Consider the following 14800-nt stretch of genomic DNA (forward strand, 5'->3'; position numbering starts at 1 on the left):
CCGTCAGAGCGCGTGCGAGCGGTCGCCGCGCGCGAACGCGTCGAGCGTGCCGTCGATTTCGCGCGAGAACGCGATGACCTTGAACAGCTCGCCCATCTCGGCTTCCGAGATCAGCTTCTGCACCGCGTTCGCGGCCGGCAGGAACTGATGGATGTCGGACGGATCGATCGCGGCCAGCGCGTCGGTGATGCCCGCGTTCAACAGGAAGCGCGCCTGCGACGTGTAGCCGAGCAGGTCCGCGCCGGTGGCGACGCCCGCGTCGTGGATGCCGGTGAATTCGACGTGCGCGGTGATGTCCTGCAGCCCCGGGTACAGGAATGCGTCGTCGTGCGCATGGTGCCGGTAGTGGCACATGAGCGTGCCGCGGTCGCGCTGCGGATGGTAGTACTCGTGCGCGGGAAAGCCGTAGTCGACCAGCAGCACCGCGCCGCGCGCGAGCATCGTGCACACGGTGCGCGTGAACGCCAGCGCGGCTTCGTGCGTCTCGGTCACGTAGCCGTCGTCGACGTCGAGCGTCGCGAGCACCGGCGGCAGGCCTGCCGCGCCGGCGGGCCGGTCGTCGAACACGAACGCGTGCCGCGCGTCGAGCGCGACGCCGCGCTCGAGCCACGCGCCGCCCGCCTTCGCGAAGAGGCGTACCGGCATCGCATCGAGCACCTCGTTGCCGACCACGACGCCGTCGAAGCGCTCGGGCAGCGCGTCGAGCCAGCGCACCTTCCCGGCAAGGGCCGGCGCGGCCGCCGCGATCGTGTCGCGCTGCCGTTCGCGCAGCTCGCCGGACAGGTCGACGATCAGGTAGTCGTCGAGTTCGACGCCGAGCGCATCGAGCGCCGCGAGCAGCCCGGCCGCGAGCTTGCCCGTGCCCGCGCCGAATTCCATCACGCGGCGCGTGCCGCTCGCCGCGAGCGCTTCCGCGACGGGATTCGCGAGCGTCTGCGCGAACAGCGGCGACAGCTCGGGCGCCGTCACGAAGTCGCTGCCGTCGTCGGCGCGGCGCCCGAACTTGCGCGCGCCGCCGCTGTAATAGCCGAGGCCGGGCGCGTACAGCGCGCGCTCCATGAAGCGGTCGAACGGCAACCAGCCGCCGGCCGCCGCGATCTCGTCGCGCAGTTGCGCGGCGAGGGTTTCGGACTGCGCGAGCGCGTCAGGGCCGGGAGCAGGTAAACTAGCGGGTTCGTGAGCTTTCGGGTTCATCCCGGCATTGTAAATGACCGTTTCAGCCGATACGTCGCCCCCGCGCATCGCGCTCGTCGCCGGCGCGCTGGGCAGCGCGGCCGACGCCGCGTCGCTCGGTCGTGCGCTCGCGACCGGATTCGCGCAGCGCGGCTGGGACGTCGCGCTGCAGCGCAGCCCCGGCGCGCCGCGCGCGGCCGCCGACGCGCTCGTCGCCGAAGTCGCCGCACGCGGCCGCCGCGCGGCCGTGCTCGACGCCGATCCGGCCCTGGAAACCGACGCGGCCGCGCTCGTCGCCGCGTGCGGCGCGGCGCTCGGCCGGCCCGCCTGCGTGGTGTTCGTCAGCGCATGCGCCGGTACCGACGACGCGCACACCGCGGACGGCGCGTCGCTCGCCAGCGCACTCGCGCGCAATGTGACGGCGCCGCTCGCGCTGGCCCGCGCGCTCGCCGACGCGACGCCCGACGCCGCGCGCGACGACGAATCGCTGCGCGCCTGCGCGATCCACGTGCTGGATCAGGCCCTGTTTCACCCGGCGCCGGCGCAGTTGTCGCACGCGCTGATGCAGGCCGCGCTGAACCGCGCGACCTCGGCGCTCGCGCTGGCCCTCGCGCCGAAGGTGCGCGTCGCGGCGCTCGTGCGCGGCCACGCGCCGCACGCGGACGACATCGCGGCGGCGGCCTGCTATCTCGCGAGCGCGCCCGGCGTCACGGGCGCGACGCTGACCGTCGACGGCGGCGAGCACCTGGTGCCGCCTGCCGCCGGCCCGAATGAATGAACTGCGCGGATCGCGCGGCCTGATAGCCGCCGCCCGCGCCACTTTGCGTGTGCGCACGCCAATTTGACTGGGACGACCATGTTTTCCGCTCTCCTGCACCCCCGCCTCGCGGACTGCCGCAGGCTCTATCTGCGCGACTACGAGGTGCACATCAACATCGGGGCCTTCGAACACGAGAAGCGCGGCGAGCAGCGCGTCGTCATCAACGTCGACCTGTTCGTGCCGCTCGCGCTGTCCACCCCCGTCGACGACCGGCTGCATGAAGTCGTCGACTACGACCTGATGAAGCAGAGCGTCGCGCAGAGCGTGGCGCGCGGCCACATCCACCTGCAGGAAACGCTGTGCGACGCGATCGCCGCGAACCTGCTGGCGCACGACGCCGTGCGCGCGGTACGCGTCTGTACCGAGAAACCGGACGCCTATCCGGACTGCGACGCCGTCGGCGTCGAAGTCTTTCGCATCAAGGACGAAGAGCGCACATGAACGCCCCCCACATGAATGACACGGCAGCCGATGGCGCCGCCATCGAAGCCACCGTCGCCGACACCGGCCGCCGCGCGCTGACGCGCCGCGAGCAGAAGGAAGCGTACGAAAACAACAAGCTGTTCAAGCGGATCGTGCGCCAGGTCGGCCAGGCGATCGGCGACTACAACATGATCGAGCAGGGCGACAAGGTGATGGTGTGCCTGTCGGGCGGCAAGGACAGCTATGCGATGCTCGACGTGCTGCTGCGCCTGCGCGAGCGCGCGCCGATCGACTTCGACATCGTCGCGGTCAACCTCGACCAGAAGCAGCCGGGCTTCCCCGAGCACGTGCTGCCCGAGTACCTGACGCAGGTCGGCGTGCCGTTCCACATCGAGAACCAGGACACCTACAGCATCGTCAAGCGGCTCGTGCCCGAAGGCAAGACGACCTGCTCGCTGTGCTCGCGGCTGCGCCGCGGGATCCTGTACCGCGTGGCCGGCGAGCTCGGCGCGACCAAGATCGCGCTCGGCCACCATCGCGACGACATCCTGCAGACGCTGCTGCTCAACATGTTCTACGGCGGCAAGCTGAAGGGGATGCCGCCGAAGCTGCAGTCGGACGACGGCAGGAACGTCGTGATCCGCCCGCTCGCGTACGTGAAGGAAACCGATCTCGAGAAATACGCGGAGCTGCGCGAATTCCCGATCATCCCGTGCAACCTGTGCGGCAGCCAGCCGAACCTGAAGCGCGCGGAAATGAAGGCGCTGATCCGCGAATGGGACAAGCGCTTCCCGGGCCGCGTCGACAACATGTTCAGCGCGCTCGCGAACGTCGTGCCGTCGCACCTGATGGATACGACCCAGTTCCCGTTCGCGTCGCTGCGCGCGACGGGCGAAGCCGATCCGCAGGGCGACATCGCGTTCGACGAGGAGCCGTGCGCGTCCGGCGACGAGACCGCCACGCCGGGCGCCGCCAAACCGATCTCGATCGTCCAGTTCGACGACCTGTAAGCAGGGCCGGAACACTCGTCGGCGCGGGGCGCAAGCCCCCTATTCCGGCGCTGTCGCCCCGCCGCGACAGGCCCGGAACGCCAGGGGCCGCATGCTAAAATGGACGGCTTCGAACTCCTCTGACAAGCTGGCGCCATGAATATCGTGATTTTGGCGGCAGGCACCGGCAAGCGCATGCGTTCCGCGCTGCCGAAAGTGCTCCATCCCCTGGCCGGCAGGCCGCTCCTCTCCCACGTCATCGCCACCGCGCGCACGCTGCAGCCGTCGCGGCTCGTCGTCGTCGTCGGTCATGGCGCCGAGCAGGTCCAGGCCGCCGTCGCCGCGCCAGACGTCCAGTTCGCGGTACAGGCCGAACAGCTCGGCACCGGCCATGCGGTACGCCAGGCGCTGCCGCTGCTCGATCCCGCGCAGCCGACGCTGGTGCTGTACGGCGACGTGCCGCTCACCCGCGCGTCGACGCTGCGGCGTCTCGTCGACGCCGCGCGCGAGGGCCGCTACGGGATTCTGACCGTCACGCTCGACGATCCGACCGGTTACGGTCGCATCGTGCGCGACGCATCCGGCTTCGTCACGCGCATCGTCGAGCAGAAGGATGCGTCGCCCGAGCAGCTGAAGATCGCCGAGATCAACACCGGCATCATCGTCACGCCCACGGCGCAGCTGTCGATGTGGCTCGGCGCGCTGAAGAACGAGAACGCGCAGGGCGAGTACTACCTGACCGACGTCGTCGAGCTCGCGATCGAGGCCGGCTTCGAGATCGTCACGGCGCAGCCCGACGAGGAATGGGAAACGCTCGGCGTGAACAGCAAGGCGCAGCTCGCGGAACTCGAGCGCATCCATCAGCGCAACGTCGCCGATGCGCTGCTCGTCGACGGCGTCACGCTCGCCGATCCGGCGCGTCTCGACGTGCGCGGCACGCTGCGCTGCGGCCGCGACGTGTCGATCGACGTGAACTGCGTGTTCGAAGGCAACGTGACGCTCGCCGACAACGTGACGATCGGCGCGAACTGCGTGATCCGCAATGCTTCGATCGGCACGGGCACGCGCATCGACGCGTTCACGCACATCGACGGCGCCGAGCTCGGCGCGCACACCGTGATCGGCCCGTACGCGCGGCTGCGTCCGGGCGCGCAGCTCGCGGACGAAGCGCACGTCGGCAACTTCGTCGAGGTGAAGAACGCGGTGATCGGCCACGGCTCGAAGGCGAACCACCTGACGTACATCGGCGACGCCGACATCGGCGCGCGCGTGAACATCGGCGCGGGCACGATCACCTGCAACTACGACGGCGCGAACAAGTTCCGCACCGTGATCGAGGACGACGTGTTCGTCGGCTCGGACACGCAGCTCGTCGCGCCGGTGCGCGTCGGCCGCGGCGTGACGATCGCGGCCGGCACGACGATCTGGAAGGACGTCGCCGAAGGCGTCCTCGCGTTGAACGAGAAGACGCAGACCGTGAAAAGCGGCTACGTTCGCCCGGTCAAGAAGAAGAGCTGAACCCATTGCGGGCGCCCGGACGGCGTCCGCGTCGACTTACAGGATTGACCATTCATGTGCGGCATTGTCGGCGCAGTTGCGCAGCGTAATATCGTTCCGGTGCTGATCGAAGGATTGCGGCGCCTCGAATACCGTGGCTACGATTCGTGCGGCGTCGCCGTGCTCGAGCCGGACGCGCCGAAGCGCGCGCGCAGCGTCGCGCGCGTCGCCGATCTCGACGCGCAGGTGCGCGAATCGCATCTCGAAGGCGCGACCGGCGTCGCACACACGCGCTGGGCGACGCACGGCGCACCCGTCACGCACAACGCACACCCGATCTTCTCGTCGAACGCGCTCGCGCTGGTGCACAACGGCATCATCGAGAACTTCGAGACGCTGCGCGAAGCGCTGCGCGCGAAGGGCTACGAATTCGTGTCGCAGACCGACACCGAAGTGATCGCGCACCTCGTGCACAGCCTGTATCGCGGCAACCTGTTCGAGGCCGTGCGCGAAGCCGTGCAGCAGCTGCACGGCGCGTATGCGATCGCGGTGACCCACAAGGACCAGCCGCATACCGTCGTCGGCGCGCGGCAGGGTTCGCCGCTCGTCGTCGGCCACGGCGACGGCGAGAACTTCCTCGCGTCCGACGCGCTGGCGCTGGCCGGCAGCACCGACCGCTTCACGTTCCTCGAGGAAGGCGACGTGTGCGAACTGTCGCTCGACGGCGTGAAGATCGTCGATCGCCACGGCGCGCTCGCGCAGCGCGAGATCCGCGTGGTCAGCGCGTACGGCGGCGCGGTCGAACTCGGCCCGTATCGCCACTTCATGCAGAAGGAAATCTTCGAGCAGCCGCGCGCGATCAGCGACACGGTGCCGCAAACCGAAGCGTTCGACGCGACGCTGTTCGGCGATGCGGCCCCCGCCGCGTTCGCGAATATCGACAGCCTGCTGATCCTCGCGTGCGGCACGAGCTACTACTCGGGCCTCACCGCGAAATACTGGCTCGAATCCATCGCGAAGATCCCGACCCAGGTCGAGATCGCGAGCGAATACCGCTACCGCGAGTCGGTGCCGAACCCGCGCCAGCTCGTGCTGGTGATCTCGCAGTCGGGCGAGACGGCCGACACGCTCGCCGCGCTCAAGCACGCGCAGTCGCTCGGCCACACGCATACGCTCGCGGTGTGCAACGTCGCGACGAGCGCGATGGTGCGCCTCACCGAGATGCAGTTCCTGACGCACGCGGGCACCGAGATCGGCGTCGCGTCGACGAAGGCGTTTACGACCCAGCTCGTCGCGCTGTTCGTGCTGGCCGCGACGCTCGGCAAGCTGCGCGGGCACGTCGACGCCGCGCTGGAAGCGGAATTCCTGAAGCAGCTGCGCCACCTGCCCGCCGCACTGAACAGCGTGCTCGCGCTCGAGCCGCAGATCATCGCGTGGTCGGAGGAATTCGCACGCAAGGAAAACGCGCTGTTCCTCGGCCGCGGGCTGCACTACCCGATCGCGCTCGAAGGCGCGCTGAAGCTGAAGGAAATCTCGTACATCCACGCGGAGGCCTATCCGGCCGGCGAACTGAAGCACGGGCCGCTCGCGCTCGTCACGGAAGCGATGCCGGTCGTCACGGTCGCGCCGAACGACACGCTGCTCGAGAAGCTGAAGTCGAACATGCAGGAAGTGCGCGCGCGCGGCGGCGAGCTGTACGTGTTCGCCGACGCCGATACGCAGATCGTCAACGACGACGGCCTGCACGTGATCCGGATGCCGGAACACTACGGGCAGCTGTCGCCGATCCTGCACGTCGTGCCGCTGCAGTTGCTCGCGTATCACACCGCGTGCGCGCGCGGCACCGATGTCGACAAGCCGCGTAACCTCGCGAAGTCGGTGACGGTGGAGTAAGCAAGCGGCGCAGCGCAGTCCGGCGCGCCGACGAGACTGACGGAGAGACCATGGTAAGACTGTTTGGATGCGGATTGCTGGCGCTGAGCTTCGCGTCGACGGGCTGGGCGGCCGAGCACTACGTCGAAGTCTGGAACCCGCCCGAGGCGCGGCTGCCGGCGGCACGTATGCCGGATGCGCGTACGCCGGATGCCCGTATACCGGCCGCGCGCACGGGCGCCGACGCGCACGCCGCCGGCAAGACCGCGGAAAAGCACGCGAGCGTGCAGCCGAAGGCCGCCGTGAAGCCGCACAAGCGCCGCGTCGCACAAGCCGTGAAGGCCGCACCGCATCGACCGACCGCCGCGACGGTCGACGCGCCGGCCGCGCCGCGCCCGGTCGCGCAGCCCGCGCCCGGCCGGCTGACGGTGATGCAGCCGGCCGTGCCCGACACGCCGCACGCACTCAGCTACACCAACATCCCGCGGCAATACACACCGGACGGCAACGTGCTGCGCGTCGGCACGCGCCGCCGTTCCGCGGAGGTGACGCGATAATGGAAGCGCAGACCTATCACGGCTACCAGATCTGGGGCCATTCGATCCTGCAGCAGGACGAGATCATGCAGCCCGAGCGCTTCGCGGCGAGCGGCACGATCACGCAGAACAATCGGCTCGTCGAAGCGTCGGGCGTGCTCGGCGTGTTCGATACCGAGGACGAAGCGCGCGAAGCGGGGCTCGAATGGGCCCGCGCATGGATCGACAGCCATCGCTGAACCGGCCGCGCGGCTGTACGCGGTCCGTCGACGCAAAGGAAAAGGGGCGTCCACGACGCCCCTTTCTTGCATTCGGCCCCGCCCGCTCAGGCGACGGGCCGCGGCGGCGGCATGGCCGTCCGGGGCCGGCCGACGAGCCGCGCGAGCACGACGATCGCGACCAGCGTGACGACGTACGCGACGATCTGGATCCCCGCCGGACGCGCCGTATAGCCGATCAGCGTATGCAGCGCCTTGCCGACGATGCTCGATTCCTTGAGCAGCCACGAGGTATCCCAGACCGCATCGCCCCACGACGGCACGAGGCCGGCGGCGAGCAGGAAGCCGACGCACTGGCTTGCCATCCCCGCCGCGAGCAGCACGATCAGCGCGTTGGTGACGGAGAACAGGCGCTTGAGCGGAATCTGCAGCAGGCCCGCATACATCGCATAGCCGAGCCCGGCGCCGCCGAGCACGCCGAGCAGCCCGCCGGCGATCATCTGCGGCGTCTGTCCCGGATCGCCCGCCGCGATGCCGTACAGGAACAGCACGGCCTCGGAGCCTTCGCGCAGGACCGCGACGCCGACCACGATCGCGAGCCCCGTCAGCGGCCGGCTGCCGGCCGCGACGGCCCGCCCGACCTCGCCCATGTGCAGCGCCATCTCGCGGCCGTGGCGGCTCATCCAGATGCAGTGCCACGCCAGCATCAGCGTCGCGACGAACATCACGCCGGCGTTGAAGACTTCCTGCCCCATGCCGGACGCCCACTGCGAGATCACGTCGGCGAACGCGGCGATCAGGCCGGCGCCGATCACGCCGCCGACGAGCCCGCCGCAGACCCACCAGCCGCGCCGCGGCACGCCCTTCGTGGCGGCCATCACGATCGAGACCACCAGCGCGGCCTCGAGCACTTCACGAAAGACGATCAGGGCGGTAGACAGCATGGCGATATCCGCTTACTTGACGGTCAGGTGTGTCTTCGACTGCACTTCGTGATACTCGTCGTGGAACTCGTAGGTGCCGGCCTTCAGCGGCCCGACCAGGATCTCGACCGACTTGCCGGCCGGCACGACCTTCTCTGCCTTGAAATCGTCGCTTTCGAATTCCGCGGGCGTTGCATCGAGGTTCTTGACGACGAACTTCACCTTCTTGCCGGCCGGAATCGTCACGCCGTCGGGCGAAAACTTGTGGTCCTTCAGGGTCAGGTTGACGATATCGTCGGCAGCGAATGCGGAGGTTGCCGATGCGCCCAGCAGGGCCAGCGCGAAGCCGAAAGCGAAACGATTCATATGGGTAACGAAATGAGATATCGAAGGGAACCGATAGTAAGATCGATTCGCATTACCACCCCCGAGTACCCTTACTTGCATCATGGGCATCGCTCGTCGTCGATGTGACACACGCCTTGTCGTGCAAGGCTCCGCCAGATTTCGCCGATAATGCGTGATCGTCAATCGGGAAAAATTCCGACTGACGTACTCAAGCAAATTGCTATTCGTCTGACTTCAACTTTACAAATGGCTTGTGCGCCGCCGAACGCCGCGAACGGGCTTGACCTTCCCACCATGGCAAGCTTCATGCTGGCGATGTTGTCAATCGCCAATCAACCCGGGAGAACACGATGGAATTCGAAGTCCAGGACATGACCTGCGGCGGCTGCGCCAACGCCATCACGCGCGCCGTGACGGCAGCAGACCCTGCCGCGAAGCTCGACATCGACGTGGCCGCGAAAACGGTCAAGGTCGAATCGGCGCAAGGCGCCGAACGCGTGCAGTCGATCATCGAAGCCGCGGGCTTCCACCCGGCGCTGCGCTCGGCCTGACGCGCGCGGGCGCGGCGCCCGTCGGCACCGCGCCCGCACACCGGCCGCGTCAGCGCAGCCGGATCAGCGTCGACTTCAGCTCGGTGTACTTCTCGAGCGCGTGCAGCGACTTGTCGCGGCCGTTGCCCGACTGCTTGTAGCCGCCGAACGGGAAGTTCATGTCGCCGCCTTCGTCGTAGCAGTTCACCCACACCGTGCCCGCCCGCAGCCGGCGCGACACGTCGTGCGCAGTCGTCAGGTCCGACGTCCACACGGCCGCCGCGAGCCCGTACTCGGTATCGTTCGCAATCCGCACCGCCTCGTCGACATCGTCGAACACGATCACCGACAGCACGGGACCGAAGATCTCCTCGCGCGCGATCTTCGCATCGGGCTTCACCTCGAACACCGTCGGCTCGACGTAGAAGCCGCCCGTCTCCGCCTTCACGCGCGCGCCGCCCGTGACGAGGGTGCCTTCCTTGCGCCCGGCGTCGATGTAGCCGAGCACGCGCTCGAGCTGGATCCCGTCGACGATCGCGCCCATCGACACCGACGGATCGAGCGGGTTGCCCGGCACGTACGCACGCGCGGCCGCGACCAGCTTCTCGATGAACGCATCCTTGATGTCGCGATGCACGAGCAGGCGCGAGCCGGCCGTGCACATCTCGCCCATGTTGTAGAAGATCGCGCCGGCCGCGGCCTGCGCGGCGCGGTCGAGATCCGGGCAATCGGGCAGCACGATGTTCGGCGACTTGCCGCCGAGTTCGAGCCATGCTCGCTTCAGGTTCGACTGCGCGGCGTACTGCATGATCAGCTTGCCGACCGCCGTGGAGCCGGTGAATGCGATGCAGTCGACGTCGCGATGCAGCGCGAGCAGCTTGCCCGGTTCGCCCGCGCCCGGCACGACGTTGAACACGCCGGCCGGGATGCCGGCCTCGTACGCGAGCTGCGCGACGCGGATCGCGGTCAGCGGCGACTTCTCCGACGGCTTCAGCACGACGCTGTTGCCGGCCGCGAGCGCCGGGCCGAACTTCCATGCGGCCATCAGGATCGGGAAGTTCCACGGCACGACGGCCGCGACCACGCCGACCGGCTCGCGCGTGACGAGACCGACGAGATGGTGGTCGGCCGGCGCGACTTCGCCGCCGACCTTGTCGATCGCTTCGGCGAACCACTCGACGCAATAGGCGGCGCCCGGCACGTCGACCGTCGTCGTGTCGCCGATCGGCTTGCCGGCGTCGAGCGTCTCGAGCAGCGACAGTTCGTCGAGATGCTCGCGCATCAGCGCGGCCCAGCGCAGCAGCACGGCCTTGCGTGCGCGCGGGTTCAGTCCGGCCCACACGCCCGCGTCGAACGCGCGGCGGGCGGCCGCGACGGCGGCGTTGACGTCGGCCTCGCCGCAATCGGCCACTTTCGCGAGCACGCGGCCGTCGATCGGGCTCACGCAGTCGAACGTCTTGCCGCCGTGCGCGTCGCGCGGCGCGCCATCGATGAATGCGCGCCCTTCGATCTCGAGCGACGCCGCCTTGTCCTGCCAGTCAGCCAAACTCAACTTGTTCATTCAGGATGCCTCAATGGTTGTGGCATTCGCGCCGCGGCATGCCGCGCAGCGGCAACGCTGCCGGCGGCGAATGCGATGATGCGCGGTCAGAAGGTGGCCGGCGAATTGGCCGACACGACCTCGCAGAGCTGTTCCGCGCTGGGATTGCGAAAACGGTGTGGCAAACGGCTTTCGAAGTAGTAGCCGTCTCCGGGGTCGAGCAGCCAGGTCGCGCCGTCGACGGTGAGCTCGAGCCGGCCCGACACGACTACCCCGCCCTCGTGCCCTGCATGCACGAGCATCTCGGGCCCCGTATCGGCGTGCGGCTGGTAGATCTCGCGCATGATGCACATGTTGCGGTCCTTCACGCCCGCGCCGACGAGGTGAAACGCGAGCGCGTCGTTGCCGAGGTTCGGCATCTCGTCACGCCGCGACACGACCGAGCGCGATTCGACCAGCTCGAACGTGAAGAATTCCGCGAGACTCATCGGGATGCATTCGAGCAGTTTCTTCAGCGAGCCGACCGACGGGCTCACGCGCCCCTGTTCGATCAGCGAAATCGTGCCGTTGGTCACGCCGGCCCGCTTCGCGAGTTCGCGCTGCGACAGGCCATGCTTGTTGCGCACGAAACGCAGGCGCTCGGCGACTTCGGTGGACATCGATTCGGTTTCGGACACGATAGGAGTGCGGTGAAAAAGTGAAACGACGTGTTGGGCGTGTTCGGCAGCCGTTGAATATTCTAATCACTTTATGCCGCGCATCAGCGGGGAAAACCCTGAAAGGCGTTCGAAATAATGAACACCCCGAGCGTCATTCCATTTACGAATCTTTTGTTCGGAGTGCCTCGGGAAAGTCCTGACACGACAGCGTAAAAAAACATTTGACGCCGTTTTTGGCTCGTATATGCTGGCTCTCAGGTCAGCGTCTCGGCTATTCATCGGCACCAAAAAACGTTATCGCAACGCAAAAATTGATGCCCATCGATGTAAATGACGCAGGCCTGGCACCTCGATTATTTTAAACGCCCCGCGCGCCGAAACGATCAGGTGTTCAATACTTTCAACAAACCAGTCGAGTGTAATCGTGAGAGTCCGTGGCCCTCTGGTGAGGTGGGATCGAGGCGATGTGCGAAGTTTGCGCAGCGCTGCTCCCGCTTCCGATGGCAGTTGCGGCTGGCATAGTCCTCGCCTGCTGCACCTGTCGATCTACACCATCCTGTCCCGTCGTTCCGTTCGGCGCCACAACGCCGTTTCCGCACGCGCATTCGTGGCCGTCGATACCGACGAAGTCGCGTCGCTGCTGCCATAGCGCCTCTCCTCCTTTTCTCGTCGTTCGTTTCAGCTGCCTGTTCGTCAATCGCGTCGTCTGCGCGGTGACGGAACGCGTTCGCGCATCCATTGCCGCGTCGCTCGGTGCAACGAAACGAACGACGGCCTGACCGTCGCGCGCAGCGCGGATCGCCATGCGAACCCGCCGCGCCCATTCACCAGCGGCCTCGCGAATTTCGCCAGGCTGCGGGGTCGTGTCGCGCCTGCGTTTTGCGGTTTTCCTGCGCAACGCATGACACATCCCTACGGATAACTGATTGACGTCATGGAAAGGAAACCCCTCGTCGGCATCACAGCCGACTTCACGCAAATCGGCGCGCATGCGTCGCACACGGTCGGCGACAAGTACGTCGCGGCGATCGTCGACGGCGCACATGCGCTCGCGATGGTGCTGCCCGCGCTCGGCGATCGCCAGTCGGTCGACGACGTGCTCGCCACGGTCGACGGCCTGTTGTTTACCGGCAGCTACTCGAACGTCGAGCCGCACCTGTACGGCGGCGAGCCGAGCGCGCCCGGCACGAAGCACGATCCCGCACGCGACGCGACGACGCTGCCGCTGCTGCGCGCGGCGATCGTCGCGGGCGTGCCCGTGCTGGCGGTGTGCCGCGGCTTCCAGGAGCTGAACGTCGTCTGCGGCGGCACGCTGCACCAGCGCGTGCACGAAGTGCCGGGCCTCGCCGATCACCGCGAGGACGACGACGCGCCGATGGACACGCAATACGGCCCCGCGCACGTCGTGCACCTGACGCCCGGCGGTGTGCTGCACACGCTCGCCGGCGGCCGCGACGACGTGCACGTGAACTCGCTGCACAAGCAGGGCATCGCGCAGCTCGGTTCCGGCCTCGCTGTCGAAGCCGTCGCGCCGGATGGCCTGATCGAGGCCTTCAGCGTCGCCGATGCCCCGGCCTTCGCCCTCGCCGTGCAATGGCATCCGGAATGGCGGCATGCGCATGACCCGCTGTCGAGCGCGATCTTCCGCGCCTTCGGCGACGCATGCCGCGCGCGCCGCAACGCCCGCACGCGTGCCACGGCCGCCGCCGCGCTCGCCTGAGCGCGCCGACCCACATAACGAGAACAGACATGCAAGACATCGAAGACTTTCTGAAGCAACACCGGATCACCGAGATCGAAGCGATCATTCCCGACATGGCCGGCATCGCGCGCGGCAAGATCACGCCGCGCAACAAGTTCACGTCCGGCGAATCGATGCGCCTGCCGCAGGCCGTGATGGTGCAGACCGTCACCGGCGACTATCCGGAAGACGGCTCGCTGACCGGCGTGACCGATCCCGACATGGTGTGCGTGCCCGACACGTCGACCATTCGCCTGATCCCGTGGGCCGTCGACCCGACCGCGCAGGTGATCCACGACTGCGTGCACTTCGACGGCTCGCCGGTCGAGATCTCGCCGCGCTACGTGCTACGCCGCGTGCTCGACCTGTACAAGGCGAAGGGCTGGAAACCGGTCGTCGCGCCGGAGCTCGAGTTCTACCTGGTCGACATGAACAAGGACCCGGACCTGCCGCTGCGTCCGCCGGTCGGCCGCACGGGCCGCCCGGAGACGGGCCGCCAGTCGTATTCGATCGAGGCGGTCAACGAGTTCGACCCGCTGTTCGAGGACATCTACGAGTACTGCGAAGCGCAGAACCTCGACATCGACACGCTGATCCATGAAGTCGGCGCCGCGCAGATGGAGATCAACTTCATGCACGGCGACGCGCTGTCGCTGGCCGACCAGGTGTTCCTGTTCAAGCGCACGGTGCGCGAGGCCGCGCTGCGCCACAACATGTACTCGACCTTCATGGCCAAGCCGATGGAGAACGAGCCGGGCTCCGCGATGCACGTGCACCAGAGCATCGTCGACGAGGAAACGGGCCGCAACCTCTTCACGTCGCCGGAAACGGGCGGCGCGACCTCGCTGTTCTACAACTACCTGGCCGGGCTGCAGAAGTACACGCCCGCGCTGATGCCGATCTTCGCGCCGTACATCAACTCGTATCGCCGCCTGTCGCGCTTCATGGCCGCGCCGATCAACGTGCAGTGGGGCTACGACAACCGCACGGTCGGCTTCCGCATTCCGCACTCGGGCCCGTCCGCACGCCGCATCGAGAACCGGATCCCGGGCGTCGACTGCAACCCGTACCTCGCGCTCGCGGCGACGCTCGCGGCCGGCTATCTCGGCATGACGCAGCGTCTCGAACCGACCGAACCGCTCGTCAGCGACGGCTACGAACTGCCATACCAGCTGCCGCGCAACCTGGAGGAAGGGCTCACGCTGATGGCCGCGTGCGAGCCGCTCGGCGAGATTCTCGGCCACAAGTTCCTGAAGGCGTATTTCGCGCTGAAGGAAACCGAATACGAAGCGTTCTTCCGCGTGATCAGCTCGTGGGAACGCCGTCATCTGCTGCTGCACGTGTAAGCGCGCGCACAAGCGCATCAAGGAAATACGGAGGAAACATGACTTACCGCAACGAATCCGCGTGGATCCAGCCCGCCGCGCCGGCGGCCCGCACGACGCAGGCACGCTCGACCGCCGAATACCGCGCGCTCGACGCCGCGCACCATATCCACCCGTTCTCGGACATGGGGGCGCTCAATCGCGCG

The 14800-nt window shown here is 67.7% G+C and carries 16 protein-coding genes and 1 pseudogene; 12 read left to right on the forward strand and 5 right to left on the reverse strand.

What is annotated here, in order from left to right; genetic code table 11:
- Window positions 1-3: 3 nt before the first annotated feature.
- Window positions 4-1194 carry a class I SAM-dependent methyltransferase gene (locus DIE06_RS29005; protein ID WP_124664351.1) on the reverse strand — a complete coding sequence of 397 codons (1191 nt, stop codon included), beginning with the start codon at window positions 1192-1194 and terminating at the stop codon, window positions 4-6.
- Between the two features lie 13 nt (window positions 1195-1207).
- Between DIE06_RS29005 and DIE06_RS29010 the strand changes: the two genes are divergently transcribed.
- The 7 genes from DIE06_RS29010 (at window position 1208) to DIE06_RS29040 (ending at window position 7549) form a co-directional block, all read left to right on the forward strand.
- Window positions 1208-1951, forward strand: a complete 744-nt coding sequence (locus DIE06_RS29010) for an SDR family oxidoreductase (RefSeq protein ID WP_124664352.1) — start codon at window positions 1208-1210, stop codon at window positions 1949-1951.
- 78 nt (window positions 1952-2029) lie between these two features.
- Window positions 2030-2434: a dihydroneopterin aldolase gene (locus DIE06_RS29015; protein ID WP_124664353.1), complete on the forward strand. Its 405-nt coding sequence runs from the start codon at window positions 2030-2032 to the stop codon at window positions 2432-2434.
- Window positions 2431-3426 (forward strand): tRNA 2-thiocytidine(32) synthetase TtcA, encoded by a 996-nt coding sequence (gene ttcA / locus DIE06_RS29020; RefSeq protein ID WP_124664354.1) that lies wholly within the window; start codon window positions 2431-2433, stop codon window positions 3424-3426. Before DIE06_RS29015 ends, ttcA begins: the two co-directional genes overlap by 4 nt.
- Window positions 3427-3561: 135 nt before the next feature.
- Complete coding sequence (glmU, locus tag DIE06_RS29025; protein WP_124664355.1) at window positions 3562-4923, forward strand: bifunctional UDP-N-acetylglucosamine diphosphorylase/glucosamine-1-phosphate N-acetyltransferase GlmU; 1362 nt, start codon at window positions 3562-3564, stop codon at window positions 4921-4923.
- A gap of 54 nt (window positions 4924-4977) precedes the next feature.
- Window positions 4978-6795 (forward strand): glutamine--fructose-6-phosphate transaminase (isomerizing), encoded by a 1818-nt coding sequence (gene glmS, locus DIE06_RS29030; RefSeq protein WP_124664356.1) that lies wholly within the window; start codon window positions 4978-4980, stop codon window positions 6793-6795.
- A gap of 50 nt (window positions 6796-6845) precedes the next feature.
- Window positions 6846-7331, forward strand: coding sequence for a hypothetical protein (locus DIE06_RS29035; RefSeq protein ID WP_124664357.1), 486 nt, complete (start codon window positions 6846-6848; stop codon window positions 7329-7331).
- Window positions 7331-7549, forward strand: coding sequence for a hypothetical protein (locus DIE06_RS29040; protein WP_124664358.1), 219 nt, complete (start codon window positions 7331-7333; stop codon window positions 7547-7549). The genes DIE06_RS29035 and DIE06_RS29040 overlap by 1 nt, the downstream gene beginning before the upstream one ends.
- Before the next feature lie 86 nt (window positions 7550-7635).
- Here the strand turns inward: DIE06_RS29040 and DIE06_RS29045 are convergent, their stop codons facing one another.
- Both DIE06_RS29045 and DIE06_RS29050 read right to left on the reverse strand, forming a co-directional pair.
- Window positions 7636-8472, reverse strand: coding sequence for an FTR1 family protein (locus DIE06_RS29045; RefSeq protein ID WP_124664359.1), 837 nt, complete (start codon window positions 8470-8472; stop codon window positions 7636-7638).
- Window positions 8473-8484: 12 nt separating this feature from the next.
- Window positions 8485-8817, reverse strand: a complete 333-nt coding sequence (locus tag DIE06_RS29050; protein ID WP_124664360.1) for a cupredoxin domain-containing protein — start codon at window positions 8815-8817, stop codon at window positions 8485-8487.
- 332 nt (window positions 8818-9149) lie between these two features.
- Between DIE06_RS29050 and DIE06_RS29060 the strand changes: the two genes are divergently transcribed.
- Window positions 9150-9350: a heavy-metal-associated domain-containing protein gene (locus DIE06_RS29060; RefSeq protein WP_006754615.1), complete on the forward strand. Its 201-nt coding sequence runs from the start codon at window positions 9150-9152 to the stop codon at window positions 9348-9350.
- 49 nt (window positions 9351-9399) lie between these two features.
- Here DIE06_RS29060 and DIE06_RS29065 read toward each other — a convergent pair whose 3' ends face one another.
- On the reverse strand, window positions 9400-10890 hold the full coding sequence (locus tag DIE06_RS29065) for an aldehyde dehydrogenase (RefSeq protein ID WP_124664361.1): 1491 nt from the start codon (window positions 10888-10890) through the stop codon (window positions 9400-9402).
- A gap of 86 nt (window positions 10891-10976) precedes the next feature.
- Complete coding sequence (locus tag DIE06_RS29070; protein WP_124664362.1) at window positions 10977-11528, reverse strand: cupin domain-containing protein; 552 nt, start codon at window positions 11526-11528, stop codon at window positions 10977-10979.
- Between the two features lie 466 nt (window positions 11529-11994).
- Here DIE06_RS29070 and DIE06_RS39160 point away from each other — a divergent pair, with 466 nt between their 5' ends.
- The 4 genes and pseudogenes from DIE06_RS39160 to DIE06_RS29090 all read left to right on the forward strand — a co-directional run.
- A complete protein-coding gene (locus DIE06_RS39160; protein WP_006402789.1) occupies window positions 11995-12177 on the forward strand; it encodes a hypothetical protein in 183 nt (60 codons plus the stop codon).
- A gap of 285 nt (window positions 12178-12462) precedes the next feature.
- Complete coding sequence (locus DIE06_RS29080; RefSeq protein ID WP_124664363.1) at window positions 12463-13248, forward strand: gamma-glutamyl-gamma-aminobutyrate hydrolase family protein; 786 nt, start codon at window positions 12463-12465, stop codon at window positions 13246-13248.
- Between the two features lie 29 nt (window positions 13249-13277).
- Window positions 13278-14615: a glutamine synthetase family protein gene (locus DIE06_RS29085; protein WP_124664364.1), complete on the forward strand. Its 1338-nt coding sequence runs from the start codon at window positions 13278-13280 to the stop codon at window positions 14613-14615.
- Between the two features lie 38 nt (window positions 14616-14653).
- Window positions 14654-14800, forward strand: a pseudogene (locus DIE06_RS29090) (aspartate aminotransferase family protein); the annotation flags it as partial.

The sequence above is a fragment of the Burkholderia sp. Bp8998 genome (assembly GCF_003854235.1).
GTDB lineage: Bacteria > Pseudomonadota > Gammaproteobacteria > Burkholderiales > Burkholderiaceae > Burkholderia.

Bases quoted from the DNA above. Each gene is read 5' to 3' on its own strand.
- DIE06_RS29045 (WP_124664359.1), bottom strand. From the start codon at position 8,472: ATGCTGTCTACCGCCCTGATCGTCTTTCGTGAAGTGCTCGAGGCCGCG.
- DIE06_RS29060 (WP_006754615.1), top strand. From the start codon at position 9,150: ATGGAATTCGAAGTCCAGGACATGACCTGCGGCGGCTGCGCCAACGCC.
- glmU (WP_124664355.1), top strand. From the start codon at position 3,562: ATGAATATCGTGATTTTGGCGGCAGGCACCGGCAAGCGCATGCGTTCC.
- DIE06_RS29080 (WP_124664363.1), top strand. From the start codon at position 12,463: ATGGAAAGGAAACCCCTCGTCGGCATCACAGCCGACTTCACGCAAATC.
- DIE06_RS29005 (WP_124664351.1), bottom strand. From the start codon at position 1,194: ATGAACCCGAAAGCTCACGAACCCGCTAGTTTACCTGCTCCCGGCCCT.
- glmS (WP_124664356.1), top strand. From the start codon at position 4,978: ATGTGCGGCATTGTCGGCGCAGTTGCGCAGCGTAATATCGTTCCGGTG.
- DIE06_RS29010 (WP_124664352.1), top strand. From the start codon at position 1,208: ATGACCGTTTCAGCCGATACGTCGCCCCCGCGCATCGCGCTCGTCGCC.
- DIE06_RS29035 (WP_124664357.1), top strand. From the start codon at position 6,846: ATGGTAAGACTGTTTGGATGCGGATTGCTGGCGCTGAGCTTCGCGTCG.
- DIE06_RS29040 (WP_124664358.1), top strand. From the start codon at position 7,331: ATGGAAGCGCAGACCTATCACGGCTACCAGATCTGGGGCCATTCGATC.
- DIE06_RS29065 (WP_124664361.1), bottom strand. From the start codon at position 10,890: ATGAACAAGTTGAGTTTGGCTGACTGGCAGGACAAGGCGGCGTCGCTC.
- DIE06_RS29015 (WP_124664353.1), top strand. From the start codon at position 2,030: ATGTTTTCCGCTCTCCTGCACCCCCGCCTCGCGGACTGCCGCAGGCTC.
- DIE06_RS29070 (WP_124664362.1), bottom strand. From the start codon at position 11,528: ATGTCCACCGAAGTCGCCGAGCGCCTGCGTTTCGTGCGCAACAAGCAT.
- ttcA (WP_124664354.1), top strand. From the start codon at position 2,431: ATGAACGCCCCCCACATGAATGACACGGCAGCCGATGGCGCCGCCATC.
- DIE06_RS29050 (WP_124664360.1), bottom strand. From the start codon at position 8,817: ATGAATCGTTTCGCTTTCGGCTTCGCGCTGGCCCTGCTGGGCGCATCG.
- DIE06_RS29085 (WP_124664364.1), top strand. From the start codon at position 13,278: ATGCAAGACATCGAAGACTTTCTGAAGCAACACCGGATCACCGAGATC.